The organism is Flavobacterium sp. LK-23 (assembly GCF_058135255.1).
Map to the genome: position 1 here is coordinate 1 of NZ_JBYUVT010000017.1, position 16,116 is coordinate 16,116.

Genomic DNA, 16,116 nt, shown 5'->3' on the forward strand with positions numbered 1-16,116 from the left:
AAACATGAGTTTACTACTGTCTAAAATTGTATTTTTATTTTTTATTAATCCTGTATCACTTTTTCAGGACTAGACAAAATTTCAATTGTTAGCATTAAAATCAGACTTCTTTTTAACTAAACAAAAGTGTCTCAATAGTATAGTAAATTAAAAATACAATCTTCAAAATATATTTTCTTACAAAAAAAATAATTTATTCACTTAAAATTATATCTTTGACCAAACCCTAAATATACTATATGAAAAAAATTTTACTCTTTACATTATTATCAGCATTTGGCGCAAATGCACAAACTCCAACCGATTACGTAACTACAGGATTTAACACTCCAACCGGGATTGCTTTTGATGCTTCTGGAAATTTATTTGTTGCTGATTTCTACACTTACAAAGTAACAAAAGTTACACCTCAATTAGTACAAAGCAATTTTGCAACAGTAAATGGTACACCACAACAAATTGCTTTTGACAAGAGTGGAAATCTTTGGATGGCAGGCTCTGGTTTCATTCAGGAAATAGAAAAAATCACACCATCAGGAGTAGTTACAGCGTATCCAGCAAGTGGAAGCCCTTACGGAATTGCCATCGATGCAGACGACAATGTATTTTACTCTGAATCAAATTCAGGAAACATCAAAAAAAGAACTGCTGCAGGAGTAACTTCAACTTTTGCTACAGATTTTTCCCAGCCTAATGGTTTAGCATTTGACAAATCAGGTAATTTACTTGTTGCTGACAAACTAGATGGTGTAGTTAAAAAAATCACACCAGCAGGTGTCGTAAGTACATTAATTTCAGGAATTAGCAACCCGACGAACTTAGTTGTCGCAGGAAATGGCGATTTGTATATTTCTACAGGTTCTCTAAGAAATATTTACCGTTTCCCTGCTGGAGGAGTAGATGGAGACGAAGAACTTTTTATCAAATTGAGTATCAACGACTATCCTGCTCAAATGGCAATTTATGATGGAGCTCTTTACGTTAGTACAAGCTCTAGCTCTAAAAAAGTTATTAAAATCACATCTCCAACTTTAGGTTTAGGTGATATCAAAAAAACTGAAAAAGGTCTTGCAGTATATCCAAACCCAGCAACAGATTTGGTACACATTGAAAATGGTAGCGATGTTACAATCGAAACTATTGATTTGTATGATGTGACAGGAAGAAACGTTAAAAGCTATAAATCTTCAGATGTAAAAAACAATGTTATTTCTGTATCAAATGTAGTTCCAGGAAATTATATTTTAAAAATAAACAATACTTCAAAGAAGATTATTGTGAAGTAATAAAATATTCTAAAACAAAAAGCTCCAATTTTCATTGGAGCTTTTCTTTTATAATAGAATCTGAGATTATTTACTCAAATACATTTTTCTTCTAGAGTACAATTCGTAGAATTGATCGTCTTTTAAGTCATCAATAAACAAGATACTTTCTCCTGTCGATTTCATTTCTGGCCCTAAAGCTTTGTTTACGTTCGGGAATTTACTAAAAGAGAAAACCGGTTGTTTGATTGCGTATCCTTTTAATTGCGGATTGAAATCGAAGTCAGTTACTTTATTGTGACCTAACATTACTTTTGTAGCATAGTTTACATAAGGCTCTCCGTAAGCTTTTGCAATAAACGGAACCGTTCTTGAAGCTCTTGGGTTTGCCTCGATGATGTAAACTGTATCGTCTTTAATCGCAAACTGAATATTGATTAAACCAACCGTTTTTAAAGCTCTTGCAATTTTATGCGTATGATCTTTAATTTGCTGCATTACAAATTCTCCTAAGTTAAAAGGAGGCAATGTAGCGTTACTATCTCCAGAGTGAACTCCACAAGGCTCAATGTGCTCCATAATTCCGATGATGTAAACATTTCCATCAGCATCACAAATTGCATCAGCCTCAGCTTCGATTGCTCCTGCTAAGTAATGATCTAAAAGTAATTTGTTTCCTGGAATTGCTTTTAACAAATCGATAACGTGCTCTTCCAACTCTTTTTTGTTGATTACAATTTTCATTCCCTGACCTCCTAATACATAAGAAGGACGAATTAAAAGTGGGAAATCTAAAGTATCTGCCAATTTTGAAGCTTCATCAGCCGTTTCAGCGATTCCGAATCTTGGGAAAGGAATATTTAATTCAGTCAATAAGTCTGAGAATCTTCCTCTGTCTTCAGCTAAGTCAAGTGCATCAAAACTAGTTCCGATGATTTTCACTCCATATTTAGATAATTTATCTGCTAATTTAAGAGCTGTCTGACCTCCCAGCTGCACGATTACACCTTCTGGTTTTTCGTGTTGGATAATGTCATAAATATGCTCCCAGAAAACTGGCTCGAAGTATAATTTATCAGCTGTGTCAAAGTCTGTAGAAACTGTTTCAGGATTACAGTTAATCATGATCGTTTCGTAACCGCATTCTTTTGCAGCTAAAACTCCGTGTACACAAGAGTAATCAAACTCGATTCCTTGACCAATTCTGTTTGGTCCAGAACCTAGAACGATTACTTTCTTTTTATCTGTAAGAACACTTTCGTTATCTACATAACGCTCTCCATTTGCTTTTTCGATTTCTGCCTCAAAAGTTGAGTAGTAATAAGGTGTTTTAGCTTTAAATTCAGCTGCACAAGTATCAACCAATTTGAACACACGGTTGATGTTCATGTTCATACGTAAAGTGTGCACTTCACTTTCTAAACAACTCATCATGTGAGCGATTTGTCTATCTGCAAAACCTTTTTGTTTTGCCTCAAGCAATAATTCTTTTGGAAGATTTGAAACTTTGTAGTTTGAGATTTCTTTTTCTAAAGTATAAAGCTCTTCGTATTGCTTTAAGAACCACATGTCGATTCTTGTAATTTCGTGAATGGTACTTAATGGAATTCCCATTGCAATGGCATCGTAGATTACGAATACACGATCCCAACTTGCATAAGTTAGTTTTTCGATAATTTGTTCGTAATTTTTATATCCTTTTCCATCAGCTCCTAAACCATTTCTCTTAATCTCTAAAGATTGAGTTGCTTTGTGAAGTGCTTCTTGGAAAGAACGTCCGATTCCCATAACCTCACCTACAGATTTCATCTGAAGACCTAAAGTTCTGTCTGAACCTTCAAATTTATCGAAGTTCCAACGTGGTATTTTTACGATTACATAATCTAAAGTTGGTTCGAAAAGAGCCGAAGTCGATTTTGTAATTTGGTTTTGTAATTCATCTAAGTTGTATCCTAAAGCTAATTTAGAAGCAATTTTTGCAATTGGATATCCAGTTGCTTTTGATGCTAAAGCAGAAGAACGAGATACACGAGGGTTGATCTCGATTGCTACGATATCTTCTTTTTCGTCTGGCGAAACTGCGAATTGCACGTTACATCCTCCAGCAAAATTTCCGATACTTCTCATCATTAAGATAGCGTAGTCACGTAATTTTTGGAAAGTTGTATCAGATAATGTCATCGCTGGCGCAACCGTAATCGAATCTCCAGTATGGATTCCCATTGGATCCATGTTTTCGATAGAACAGATAATTACAACATTGTCATTTTTATCTCTTAAAAGTTCTAACTCGTATTCTTTCCATCCCATTAACGCTTTATCAATTAAAACTTCGTGAATTGGAGAAGCTTCAAGTCCGCGAGTTAAAAGCTCATCAAAATCTTCTTTTTTGTAAACCACAGCTGCTCCAGTTCCTCCTAGTGTAAACGATGGACGAATTACAAGCGGGAAACCAAATTCCTGAGCGATTTCTTTTCCTTCAAGGTAAGAAGTAGCTGTTTTTGCAGGTGCAGTTGGCACATTAATTCTTTCTAAAAGCTGCTTAAACTGCTCTCTGTCTTCTGTAATATTAATAGCATTTACATCAACACCGATTAATCTCACTCCGAAATCTTGCCAGATTCCTTTTTCCTCAGCTTCCAAACACAAGTTTAAGGCTGTTTGTCCTCCCATTGTTGGTAAAACAGCATCAATTTGCGGATGTTCCTTAAGAATTTCAATAATCGATTTTGTCGTTAAAGGTTTCAAATAAATATGATCGGCCATAGATGGGTCGGTCATAATCGTCGCTGGATTCGAGTTAATCAAGATAACCTCAATTCCTTCTTCACGAATCGAGCGTGCAGATTGAGATCCCGCATAATCGAATTCGCAAGCTTGGCCAATAACAATAGGTCCTGAACCTATTATTAAAACTGATTTTATTGATGTGTCTTTAGGCATTTTGTATGTATTGTGTAGTTGTTTACGATTTAAAAAAACTTTTCTAGTGCACTATAAACTAGAAAGTTGAGAGATTTTTTACCGACAAGGTATAAAAAAAGGCGATACTAAAAAAGTAATCGCCTTATGTATGTTTATACAAACATTATTTTTTGTGTCTAGGCTCGCTAGAAACAGTTAATTTATGTCTTCCTTTTGCTCTTCTACGCGCTAGAACTTTTCTTCCATTCGCAGAAGCCATTCTGTCCATAAATCCGTGCTTATTTCTTCTTTTTCTTTTCGATGGTTGAAACGTTCTTTTGCTCATTGCTTTGTATCTTTAAAAATGGTATCTATTAACTCGTTTATTTGGTTTTGGATATCGTTGTTCAAAAACCGAGTGCAAATATACAAAGACTTTTTTTTCTGGCAAGTACTTTTATAAAAATATTTTTAATTCCTTTTACTATCTTTGCAATCACAAATTTACAATAATTATGTTTCACAAGAATATTAAACTTATTTTGGCCGGACTTCTTGTAGTGGCGGGCGTTTGGCAATTTACAGAAAGTAATATTGGGAATGGTATATTCCTTATCTTATTGACTGCAATTCCGATTTTTCTTTATTTTAAAAACGAATTTATCCTTTTAGCCTTCCTTAAATTAAGAAAACAAGACTTCGAAGGTGCTAATAAATGGTTATCATATATCAAAAATCCAGAAGGAGCATTAGTAAGAAAACAACAAGGATACTTAAATTATTTACAAGGTATCATGTTATCTCAAACCAATATCAACCAAGCGGAGAAACATTTCAAAAAAGCAATCGAACTTGGACTATCAATGGATATGGATTTGGCTGTAGCTAAATTAAACCTTGCAGGAGTTGCAATGTCTCGCAGAAGAAAATTGGAAGCGACTAATTTATTAAACGAAGCTAAAAAATTAGACAAACAAGGTATGCTGAAAGAGCAAATCTCTATGATGAAAGAACAAATGAAGAAAATCTAATTTTCTAAATTACAATATTATAAATCCCAAATTCCAAAAGAGTTTGGGATTTTTTTATTTTAGATTGTTGAGTTTAGATTTTAGATTTTGCTCAATTTATGTCTTCCTGATCGAAGTCGAAGGACACCCAAAGTAAAGAAAACACTGAATGGATTTAGCATGCGATCCTTCGACTTCGCTCAGGAGGACAAAACTTTGTGGTTCCTTTGTGTAAATCTATTTATTTTAGAGAATCTTTTTTACGAGGCAAAAATTTAACTTCTGAAATTACCATTTTATTTATTTCTCTTAAATCTATTTTTTTATTTATTTTTAAAAACTGAAGATTGAGCTTAATTTTATCCAATGTTTCTCCAAAATGCCAAAACTGTTTAGGACCAGAAATCCCATAAATTTTAATCTTTTTAGATTCCTTACCATTCTTTAATACGAACGCATTAGTTTCTCCATCATTAAACACTATATCTTCAAAAGTATCATTCTTTGGAAAAGTTATAGTGTCTAATATATTTTGAATTCTTTCTTTTTGTTCTTTATTTAAAATTGCAAAAAAAGTCTCTAACTTAATTCCATGAGCATCTACACAATAGAGCGTATCAGAAGAATTAAACTTCAAATAATAAGATTCATGGATATTCCATTTAAAAAATGTAAAATCGTAATCTTTCTTTGGAGATTTACATCCTGCTAAAATCAAAAGCAAAGCTACTATACTGATTCTCATATTTTTCTTCGAATTACTTTGTGGAGTTACTTGCGAAGATTTCTCCCTACGGTCGAAATGACAAGATTGCGTGCAAATTTTCTTAAATACATCTTTGTCAAAGTTTTTAAACTTTGACAAAGATTACAAATCCTCAAAGTATTGGAATTTGGAATTTTTAAAATTGGAATTTTACTCAAGTATAATAGAAGGCAAATTCTCATTCAGCCATTTGTACTTATTCAAGATCATAATATGAGTTCCGCCCTTTACTAAAATGCATTTATCGATATATTTAATCGGAAAAACTTCGTCTTGATCTCCGTGTATATGCACTACATTTTCATCAATTTTATCGCGATCCCATAATATTACACTTTCTACCGCCCACTGTAAATAACCCAAATCCCGTACAGATAAAAATTTCTCGTACAATTTAATACGTTTATTGACTTTTTCGCCAAATGAAAATTTAGCCAATTTCTCAATATTAAGAATTAACTGCATCGGAATTAGTTTGTAAGCTTTTGTTCTCTTCCCTATTTTCATTCTTCTCGGGAACTCCAAATTACTTCTTACACTCGATATAATAATAACTTTTCGTGCTTTTATATGTTTCGAAATTTCCTGAACTAGAATTCCGCCAAAAGAAACTCCGACCAAAACAGGATTTTCGTGTTTTATGTTTTTACTAATTCGAAGTGCATAATCTGACAAAGATTCTTTCGGATGTGGAATTTCCCATTCCAAAAGATGCATTTCAAAAGTATCTTCATCCAATTTTATTCTTTCAAAAATAGATGAACTCGCAGCCAAACCTGGCATAAAATAAACTGGAATTTTACTCATAACATTAAAATGAAATTACCATTAAGATATTTATTCTAAAAAATAAAGTTACTTTTTTTAATGTCATGATAATCAAATTTCAGACCTATTTTATAGCAATTCAAAAAAAATCCAAGTTCAAAACAAAAACTTAAAGTTTATAGCTGCAAAAAATAATTTATTATTGAAAATCAAATGATTACCTTTGCAATTCGAAATATTTCTTGAACTTAAAACTTATAAAGAATTTTCTTTCAATAAAATTTCGAGTCCCAAATTCACTATTTACCAATAACCTAACAAGAAATTACTATGGAATCTTCTGTAACTATGGAAATCAAAGACAACACTTTTGCACGCCAATTTGAAACTGTCATCCCTGAAGGAATGTTAGCAGTTGAGTATTCATTTCAAGAAAAAAAAATCTTTTTAACCAAGATCAATAAACCAGATTCATACGAAAACGAAGAAACGATCAACATGCTTCTTAAAAATATATTAGATTTAAGTTCTGAAAAAAATTACAGAGTAGTTCCTATTCACCCAAAGATTGTTTCATTTTTCAAAAAAAACCCTAGATATAAAGAATTACTTCCTCCAGGAATTAGAATCTAAAAATATCCAATTACTCGGAGCCACAATCCTCCTATTACCATATAAATAAAGAGCATAACCAAACCCGTTATAAGCCCTTTGACCCACCAGCTCTTTAGGTCAACGTAACCGCTCCCGAAAAATACGGGTGCCGGACCGTGACCATAGTGCGTTAAAGTTCCGTAAAGAGATCCCACAAAACCAAGCATAAATGCTAGCAATAATCCCGGAATTCCCAGCGAAACACCAACACCAAGCAAGGCTGCGTACATTGCTGCAACGTGCGCAGTTGCACTTGCAAAAAGATAATGACTAAAGAAGTATACCAATATAATGATCGGAAAAGCCATCTGCCAGCTTAATCCGCCAATTTCTGCTTTTACTAAATCGCTAAACCACGCGATAAAGCCTAATTCATTAAGTGAACTGGCCATCATTACTAAAACAGAAAACCACACAATGGTATCCCAAGCACCTTTTTCAGCTTTTACATCATCCCATGTCAAAACTGAAGTTAAAAGTAAAATCACCAATCCGATAAAAGCTGTTGTTGTTGCATCGATAGAAAGCAGATCCCCTGTCATCCAGAGAAAAAGCAGAATAAAAAAGGTCAGCAACATCATCCATTCATCTCTAGTTATTGCCCCCATTTCTTTCAATTTCTGTGTTGCTATCTGCGGCGCATCTCCAGTCTTTTTTAATTCTGGAGGATAAATTTTATACAGCACAAACGGAATTACAATAAAAGCACACAACCCCGGAACAATTGCAGCCGCCGCCCAAGACATCCAGCTAATTTTTATTCCTAAATTAAGCGCAAACTTCTGACACATCGGATTACTCGCTGTTCCTGTTAAAAACATCGAAGAAGCAATCAGATTCATATTATAACTATTTAAAGTTAAATAAGCCCCTAATTTTCTATGCGTTTCTGGCTTATCTGGCATTGAACCAAAACTCATCGACATTGATTTCATGATCGGATAAACAATTCCTCCTCCTCTAGCCGTATTACTTGGAACAGCTGGCGCTAAAACCAAATCTGCCAATCCTAAACCATACGCGAGTCCTAAAGAACTTTTTCCGAATATTTTTATAAATAAAAAAGCAATTCTGTTTCCCAGACCTGTTTTTATAAATCCTCTTGCTATAAAAAATGAAATTCCGATCAGCCAGATTACTTTATCACCAAATCCTTTTAATGCTAATGTGATCGATTTTCCAGGATCTCCTGGAGCCAAAACCTGAGACATCGCCGTTAAAGCAATTGCAATCATACACATTGTTCCCATCGGAGCCGCTTTTAAGATAATTCCTAAAATAGTGGCTACGAAAATGGCAAATAAATGCCAAGCTTCTGTTACAACCCCTTCTGGAGCAGGAACAAACCAAATGGCAACCAAAACTGCCAACGTAATTAGGGTCTGTGGAATTTTTACTTCTTTCATAAAAACAAAGATTAAGTGAATTAAATTCTGAGCTGTAACTGAATTAAAAATAAATTATCGTTGTAGGTTGACGTATCTGGAATGCTTTTATCAAATCGGTCAATTTCAAATCCCATCTCGATACGTCCTGTATACGATTTCCCGAATTCCAAACTAACCATTGGCGTATAAGTGGTGCGTACATTTGAATCGATTTTGTAGCTCGGATCAAAAGTTTCGTAGCGACAAGAAATTTCAAATGCTGTAAGTTTTTTATAATCTACTTCATATCTAAAATTCGGCAGAAAATAGATTCCGCGCATTTGATAATCTGCAACATTATCTGTACGGCTAGCAACTGGCAAAGAATAATATAAACTATGGTTTGTTCCTTGCTTATATTCTATCTGCAAATCAAAACTAAGTCTATCGGTTATTTTAAAATCACTGGTAATATCTGCTCCTAATGCAAAAACATCTTCCTTAAAGACTTTCCCGAAACCTCCGTTTAAACCCAGATTAATTTTATGCTCTTTTGACAAACCAAAAACCCATCTTGAGGAATATTGTTTTCCGTTATCTTTATCCATTTCTACATTTTTCCCATTTCCATTCAAAATAGAAACCGCATAATTCACTGGGATTTTCCCAATATCAAAACCTCCTGTCGCTGATGCTCCTATTTGAAAACTTGTCCATCCATTTTTTCCAAATTCATAATACTGATTCGAAAAATCAAAAGATTTAATAATATCTACCGGAACAAGCTCCTCAAGACCAAATGCTGGACGAAATTGCCCTCCTGTTAAAGCTATATATTTATTAAAAGTATATTTACCGTAGGCATTTTCAAGAACTTTTCCTTTTGGATCAGATTTAAAATCGGCTAAATTGACCAGAATTACAATTTCTGTAGTCTCGCTTAACTTTGTATTTAAACCAACTCGCATTCTTTTTATGTCAAAAGTACTCTGAACTGCATCTCCCGTTGAATGATGCGTTCCTAAAACATCTACATTATCTCCAAAACTCTCTAGATATCTTGCTTGAAGAAGCCCTTTTAATTGAAATTGCGGATATTTTACTTCTTCACTTTCTTTTTTATCAGCTCCTTGATTCACATCTCCTTGGGCATATAAAAAAAATGGGGTTATAAAAAAAAGGAAAAAAAATGGCGATAGTAGACTTTTACTCATAGGCTTAAATTAAATGAAACAGTAATGCTTATATAGTGATTTAAAAATCAGCGTTCTATTCTTGATCAAAAAACTTAATTACTTATAGTCAACACGAAATGAGAACACTAAAGTAACAAAAAAAGACATTTTATGTAAAAAAAATTGCATTAAAATACTGTTACGAATATTGCAACAAAGAAAAAGGGCATAAGAATAAACTTATGCCCTTTGAAAATTATATTGAAAAAATACTATTTCTCAATCTCTCTCATAGAATCCATTTTCTTATGCGCTAAGAAACCAGCAACATCTTCAAAGTGTTCTTTAACTCTTTTATTTCCGAATTCAAAAACTTTAGTCGCTAATCCGTCAAGGAAATCACGGTCGTGAGAAACCAGAATCAAAGTTCCGTCGAAATCGCGTAAAGCATCTTTAATGATGTCTTTGGTTTTCATATCCAAGTGATTCGAAGGCTCATCTAGAATTAATAAGTTAACTGGCTCCAACAACAATTTAATCATTGCCAAACGAGTTTTCTCTCCTCCAGAAAGCACTTTTACTTTTTTAGTAATATCATCACCTTGGAACATGAAAGCCCCTAAAATATTTTTGATTTGTGTTCTGATATCACCAACTGCAATGCTATCGATTGTTTCAAAAATGGTAGCATTTTCATCTAATAAAGCAGCTTGATTTTGAGCAAAATATCCGATTTGTGCATTATGACCAATTTCTACGCTTCCAGAATCAACACCAATTTCTTTCATAATCGCTTTAATCATTGTCGATTTTCCTTCACCATTTTTTCCAACGAAAGCTACTTTTTGTCCACGCTCGATTACAATGTTTGCATCTTTAAAAACAACATGATCACCATAAGCTTTAGACATTTCTTTTACAATAACAGGATATTGCCCAGAACGTGCTGCTGGCGGAAATTTTAATCGTAAAGCCGATGTATCTACTTCATCAACCTGAACAATTTCCAATTTTTCAAGCATTTTTACACGAGACTGAACGGCATCTGTTTTAGAGAATGTTCCTTTGAAACGATCAATAAAAGCACGATTTTCTGCAATCATTTTTTGTTGCTCATCATATGCTTTTTGCTGGTGAATTCTACGATCTTTTCTTAATTCTAAATAATGAGTATATTTTGCTTTATAATCATAAATCCTTCCCATTGTAACCTCAATAGTACGATTGGTGATATTATCAACAAAAGCTCTATCGTGCGAGATTACCACTACAGCTTTAGCTTGGTTTAGCAAAAATTCCTCTAACCACTGAATACTTTCAATATCCATATGATTCGTTGGCTCATCTAGCAAAATCAAATCAGGTTTTCTCAATAGGATTTTAGCCAATTCGATACGCATTCTCCATCCTCCTGAAAATTCAGAAGTTTGACGTCCAAAATCTTCACGTTCAAAACCTAAACCAACCAAAATTTTCTCAACTTCAGCTTCGTAGTTTACTTCTTCAATTGCATAAAATTTTTCGCTTAAGTCAGAAACTCTTTCGATCAATTTCATGTATTCGTCACTTTCATAATCTGTACGAACTGTCAATTGCTCATTAATAGCATCGATTTCAGCTTTCATTGTAAAAATCTCACTGAAAGCTTTTGATGCTTCTTCCATAACCGTTGCACCATCTTCGGTAAGCAAATGCTGTGGCAAGTAAGCGATTACAGCTTCTTTTGGAGCAGAGATACTTCCAGTTGAAGGTTTGTTTACACCCGCAATTATCTTTAAAAGTGTCGATTTTCCCGCACCATTTTTACCCATAAGGGCAATTTTATCATTTTCATTTATAGCAAAAGAAACATCGCTAAAAAGTGTAGTTCCGCCAAACTGAACCGAAATATCGTTAACTGTAATCATTTATGTTTGTTAATTTGTTTAATCGGTTAATCGTTTATTTGACTACCCATTTTTTTTCGTGCTGCAAAGATAGATTTAATTAGATAATGTCCCAATTTGATAATTAGATAATTTTGGAAATGTGTTAATTAGATATTTTTTTTTGCCACAGATTAAAGAATTTTTACTGATTATTTTTTTTAAAGAATCCATATTCTAAAAAAAAATCTTTTTAATCTTTTAATCTGTGGCAAAAAAAAGAAGCTTGATTGATTTTTAAACCTGACCAGATTTTCCAATTTCAAAATTTTAGTCTTAACTTGTACTATAATTTTAAAAATCAGCAAAATATGAGAACGAAATTAAAACTGACCATCTGCTTAATTACGGGATTACTATTTGGACTTTCTGCAAATGCACAAAAAACCGTAATTAAAAAAGAAGCTTTACCGGGCAATGCACAAACATTCTTAAAAACCCATTTTGGATCTAAGAAACCGAGCTATATACTAGAAGACAAAGAAATTCTTTCTACAGAATACAAAGTGCAATTTAGCAATCAAATCGAAATTGAATTTGACAAAAAAGGAAACTGGAAAGAAGTGGATGCTAAAACTGGAAAAGTTCCAAAATCTATTATCCCAAAAAAAATTGCTTCTTACATAAAAGCAAATTTCCCTAAAGAAGACGTAACCAAAATAGAAATTGGTTCTTCTGGATATGAAACAAAATTAACCAATGGTTTAGAATTAAAATTCAACTTAAAAGGGGATTTTATTAAGATTGATAAATAAGTAAAATTAGAAAATGTTTCAATTAGGAAATTAGAAAATTCTCTAAAACCTTAAAATAACAAAACCCGACAGGTTTTTAAAACCTGTCGGGTTTGCTATAATTATCTAATTTCCTAATTGACTAATTACCTAATTAAATTAGTCTTTTCTCCATTTTTTAGTTTCTTCGAAAATATGCTCCATAATTGCAACTTCCGTTGCATCGAATTCTACATTTCTTCGGCTCATCACTAACCTTGCTGTTTCAAAAGCTTTTTTAGTTACGTAAGTTGTAAAACCTGCAGCGCCTCCCCAAGAAAAACTAGGAACAAAATTACGAGGAAATCCAGAACCGAAAATATTAGCACTTACACCAACAACAGTTCCTGTATTAAACATCGTATTGATTCCGCATTTACTGTGATCTCCCATCATTAAACCGCAAAACTGAAGTCCAGTTTTAGCAAAACCTTCTGTTTCGTAGCTCCACAATTTTACTTCTTCGTAATTATTTTTTAGGTTTGAGTTATTAGAATCTGCTCCAATATTACACCATTCGCCTAAAACAGAATCGCCTAAAAACCCTTCATGACCTTTATTTGAATTGGCAAAAAGAACTGAGTTTTTAACTTCTCCGCCTATTCTCGATCCTGGCCCAACAGTCGTTGCACCATAAACCTTCGCTGACATTTTTACCATTGCATTTTCGCATAAAGCAAAAGGTCCACGAATTACAGTTCCTTCCATAATTTCGGTATTCTTACCTATATATATAGGACCGTTTGAAGCATTTAGAGTTACAAACTCTAGTTTTGCACCTTCTTCAATAAAAATATTTTCTGGAGCAATTACATTAACGCTTTTAGGAATGGGTTGCGAAGTACGATCTTCTGTCAAGTATTTAAAATCTTGACGAATCGCTGCATCGTTTTTTGAGAAAATATCCCAAGTATGCTCTATTGCAATACAATCTTCATTATACTGAATAATTTCATAAGAATCAAAATCGACTTCTTCTTGGTTTTCGTTTGCAAAAAATGCAATTACATCTTCACCTTTAAAGATCGCTTGGTTTTCTGTTAAATTAGAAACCATCTCTGCAAGAGTATCATTTGGCAAATACGCTGCATTGATCATTACATTTTCCTCCATTTCAACCATTGGAAATTTCTCCGATAAATATTCCTCTGTTATAGTAGTGATTGTCGAACCAAGATATTTTTCCCATTTCTGGCGTATTGTCATGATTCCTACCAAAATATCAGCTACCGGTCGTGTAAAAGTAAAGGGTAATAAAGCATTTCGAACGGGACCGTCGAAAAGAATGTAGTTCATAAATAATTGAGTGTTTGTTAAAATTTGATTTGGTTACCTGGCACCAAAGTTACAAATATTTTACCGGTTTAGTAAAAAACCACTTTAACGAAAAGTAATATTTAACGCATAAAAAAAGCCTTCCGAAATTGGAAGGCTTTTGTATAATGTAAAACAGCTATTATTTTTTAGCGTGTTTAGCGTATTTAGTTTTGAATTTATCAATACGTCCTGCAGTATCGATAAGTTTAGATTTACCAGTATAAAAAGGGTGAGATGTTCTAGAAATCTCCATTTTTACAACTGGATACTCAACTCCGTCAACTTCAATTGTTTCTCTTGTATCTGCAGTAGATTTAGTGATAAAAACGTCATCATTAGACATGTCTTTAAATGCAACTAATCTGTAATTTTCTGGGTGAACTCCTTTTTTCATCTTGTCTTTTTATTTATTGTTAATAGAGCACTTTTATTTTGAAGCTTTTTCATGGTTAGAAAAAGGTATAAACAAACATTACTCTTTTTTGTTTAAAAATTTAATTATTTTTGAGTGTGCAAATTTACAATTCTTTTTTAATAAACAAACAGTTAGCTTATTTTTTTTTAGTTTATTTCGAAAAGCTTTTTTTATATCCGATTATAGGGGGAATTACTATATTTGTGGATTAATTTTAAAACTATCACAATATGATTAATGAAGTTATAAAAAAGAACGGCGTTACTTACGGAATCATCTTAGGAATTATTCTGGCATTAATTACAGCAACTATCTATGCGGTAGATTTAAAATTATTTGTTTCAGGCTGGATTGGCGGTCTAAGTTTTGTCATTTATGTAGTAATTGGAATCTTATTACTTACTAAAACAAAAAAAGACATCAATGGTTTTTTCTCTTTTAAAGACGCTTTTACAACCTTCTTTATAACTACAATAATTGCTCTCGCAATTTCTACTTTGTTCAGCATCGTATTGTTTAATGTAATTGATCCTGAAGCAAAAACAACTATAAGCGAATTATTGGTTAAATACATGGCCGAAACATTGCAGAAATTTGGAACTCCAGCCGCGAAAATAAATGAAGCATTAGCTAAAATGAAAGAAAACAATCCTTTCTCAACTGTTGAACAATTAAAAGCTCTTATTTTCAGCATTATTGGCTATTCAATCTTAGGATTAATTTTAGCGGCATTTTTTAAAAGCAAATCTACACAAGAATAAAAATATAAATGAATTTATCTATACTTATACCGCTTCTAAACGAGGAGGAATCACTTAAAGAACTGTACACATGGATCATTAAAGTGATGCAGTCTAACAATTACTCTTATGAAATCATTTTTGTAGATGATGGTAGTACAGATAATTCTTGGCAGATTATTGAAGGTTTCTCCAACGAAAACCCTAGTGTAAAAGGGATTCGTTTCATGAAAAACTTTGGAAAATCTCAAGCTTTACATGCTGGTTTTGCAAAAGCAAAAGGTGATGTTATTATTACCATGGATGCCGACTTGCAAGACAGTCCAGACGAAATTCCTGAATTGTACGAAATGATTATAAATCAGAAATACGATTTGGTTTCTGGATGGAAAAAGAAACGTTACGATTCTGTTGTGGCCAAAAATCTTCCTTCAAAATTATTTAACTGGGCGGCTAGAAAAACTTCTGGCGTTGAGCTAAACGATTTTAACTGCGGATTGAAAGCCTACAAAAATGTCGTGGTAAAAAACATCGAAGTTTCTGGCGAAATGCACCGCTACATCCCGGTTTTGGCCAAAAATGCTGGATTTGGAAAAATTGGCGAAAAAGTAGTCATTCACCAAGCTAGAAAATATGGTGAAACAAAATTCGGAATGGAACGTTTTATAAACGGTTTCTTGGATTTGATTACGATTTGGTTTTTATCAAGATTCGGAAAAAGACCTATGCACTTATTTGGTGCAATGGGCTCGTTAATGTTTATAATCGGATTTTTGTCTGCAGGATACATTGGCGTTTCCAAACTATACCATATGTATACTGGAATGAAATATACTTTGGTTACCAACAATCCGTGGTTTTACATTGCTTTAACCACAATGATTCTTGGCACTCAATTATTTTTAGCAGGTTTCTTAGGCGAAATTATTCTAAGAACTAAAAGCAATGAAGCACGTTACAAAGTAGCTCGAGAGGTTAATTTTTAATTTTTTTGTCTTTATGCAGTATTTTTTTTTAAAATCCGTTTTTTAAATAAG

At 33.1% G+C, this 16,116-nt stretch carries 15 protein-coding genes; 6 read left to right on the plus strand and 9 right to left on the minus strand.

Features of this window, described 5'->3' with window-relative positions; translation table 11 throughout:
* Positions 1–239: 239 nt before the first annotated feature.
* Positions 240–1,286 carry a virginiamycin B lyase family protein gene (locus tag AC3Y25_RS19560; protein ID WP_489903899.1) on the plus strand — a complete coding sequence of 349 codons (1,047 nt, stop codon included), beginning with the start codon at positions 240–242 and terminating at the stop codon, positions 1,284–1,286.
* Positions 1,287–1,352: 66 nt separating this feature from the next.
* On the opposite strand, the gene carB is transcribed toward AC3Y25_RS19560, so the two are convergent.
* On the minus strand, positions 1,353–4,208 hold the full coding sequence (carB, locus tag AC3Y25_RS19565; RefSeq protein ID WP_489903900.1) for a carbamoyl-phosphate synthase large subunit: 2,856 nt from the start codon (positions 4,206–4,208) through the stop codon (positions 1,353–1,355).
* A gap of 145 nt (positions 4,209–4,353) precedes the next feature.
* On the minus strand, positions 4,354–4,515 hold the full coding sequence (gene rpmH / locus AC3Y25_RS19570; RefSeq protein ID WP_008464848.1) for a 50S ribosomal protein L34: 162 nt from the start codon (positions 4,513–4,515) through the stop codon (positions 4,354–4,356).
* Positions 4,516–4,684: 169 nt separating this feature from the next.
* Between rpmH and AC3Y25_RS19575 the strand changes: the two genes are divergently transcribed.
* The gene (locus AC3Y25_RS19575; RefSeq protein WP_248728046.1) at positions 4,685–5,200 is read left to right on the plus strand and encodes a DUF2892 domain-containing protein; all 516 of its coding nucleotides are present in this window, start codon (positions 4,685–4,687) and stop codon (positions 5,198–5,200) included.
* 220 nt (positions 5,201–5,420) lie between these two features.
* On the opposite strand, the gene AC3Y25_RS19580 is transcribed toward AC3Y25_RS19575, so the two are convergent.
* Both AC3Y25_RS19580 and AC3Y25_RS19585 read right to left on the minus strand, forming a co-directional pair.
* Positions 5,421–5,924, minus strand: a complete 504-nt coding sequence (locus AC3Y25_RS19580) for a hypothetical protein (protein WP_489903901.1) — start codon at positions 5,922–5,924, stop codon at positions 5,421–5,423.
* A 171-nt stretch (positions 5,925–6,095) separates the two neighbouring features.
* Positions 6,096–6,752 (minus strand): alpha/beta hydrolase family protein, encoded by a 657-nt coding sequence (locus AC3Y25_RS19585; RefSeq protein WP_489903902.1) that lies wholly within the window; start codon positions 6,750–6,752, stop codon positions 6,096–6,098.
* 291 nt (positions 6,753–7,043) lie between these two features.
* Between AC3Y25_RS19585 and AC3Y25_RS19590 the strand changes: the two genes are divergently transcribed.
* On the plus strand, positions 7,044–7,346 hold the full coding sequence (locus tag AC3Y25_RS19590; protein ID WP_250837246.1) for a GNAT family N-acetyltransferase: 303 nt from the start codon (positions 7,044–7,046) through the stop codon (positions 7,344–7,346).
* Here AC3Y25_RS19590 and AC3Y25_RS19595 read toward each other — a convergent pair.
* From AC3Y25_RS19595 to AC3Y25_RS19605, 3 genes are all read right to left on the minus strand, one after another.
* The gene (locus tag AC3Y25_RS19595; protein WP_250837247.1) at positions 7,343–8,773 is read right to left on the minus strand and encodes an anion permease; all 1,431 of its coding nucleotides are present in this window, start codon (positions 8,771–8,773) and stop codon (positions 7,343–7,345) included. The genes AC3Y25_RS19590 and AC3Y25_RS19595 overlap by 4 nt on opposite strands.
* 20 nt (positions 8,774–8,793) lie before the next feature.
* Positions 8,794–9,948 (minus strand): porin, encoded by a 1,155-nt coding sequence (locus AC3Y25_RS19600; RefSeq protein WP_489903903.1) that lies wholly within the window; start codon positions 9,946–9,948, stop codon positions 8,794–8,796.
* 233 nt (positions 9,949–10,181) lie between these two features.
* Complete coding sequence (locus tag AC3Y25_RS19605) at positions 10,182–11,816, minus strand: ABC-F family ATP-binding cassette domain-containing protein (RefSeq protein WP_489903904.1); 1,635 nt, start codon at positions 11,814–11,816, stop codon at positions 10,182–10,184.
* A gap of 329 nt (positions 11,817–12,145) precedes the next feature.
* On the opposite strand from AC3Y25_RS19605, the gene AC3Y25_RS19610 reads away from it, so the two are divergent.
* Entirely contained in the window at positions 12,146–12,589 is a 444-nt protein-coding gene (locus AC3Y25_RS19610) for a PepSY-like domain-containing protein (protein ID WP_489903905.1), read from the plus strand.
* A gap of 138 nt (positions 12,590–12,727) precedes the next feature.
* Here the strand turns inward: AC3Y25_RS19610 and AC3Y25_RS19615 are convergent, their stop codons facing one another.
* Both AC3Y25_RS19615 and AC3Y25_RS19620 read right to left on the minus strand, forming a co-directional pair.
* Positions 12,728–13,903 carry a GlmU family protein gene (locus AC3Y25_RS19615; protein WP_489903906.1) on the minus strand — a complete coding sequence of 392 codons (1,176 nt, stop codon included), beginning with the start codon at positions 13,901–13,903 and terminating at the stop codon, positions 12,728–12,730.
* Positions 13,904–14,063: 160 nt separating this feature from the next.
* The gene (locus AC3Y25_RS19620) at positions 14,064–14,318 is read right to left on the minus strand and encodes a type B 50S ribosomal protein L31 (RefSeq protein WP_250837252.1); all 255 of its coding nucleotides are present in this window, start codon (positions 14,316–14,318) and stop codon (positions 14,064–14,066) included.
* A 251-nt stretch (positions 14,319–14,569) separates the two neighbouring features.
* On the opposite strand from AC3Y25_RS19620, the gene AC3Y25_RS19625 reads away from it, so the two are divergent.
* Positions 14,570–15,100, plus strand: a complete 531-nt coding sequence (locus tag AC3Y25_RS19625; RefSeq protein ID WP_427875072.1) for a DUF4199 domain-containing protein — start codon at positions 14,570–14,572, stop codon at positions 15,098–15,100.
* A gap of 8 nt (positions 15,101–15,108) precedes the next feature.
* A complete protein-coding gene (locus AC3Y25_RS19630; protein ID WP_248728057.1) occupies positions 15,109–16,065 on the plus strand; it encodes a glycosyltransferase family 2 protein in 957 nt (318 codons plus the stop codon).
* The last annotated feature ends 51 nt before the right edge of the window (positions 16,066–16,116 follow it).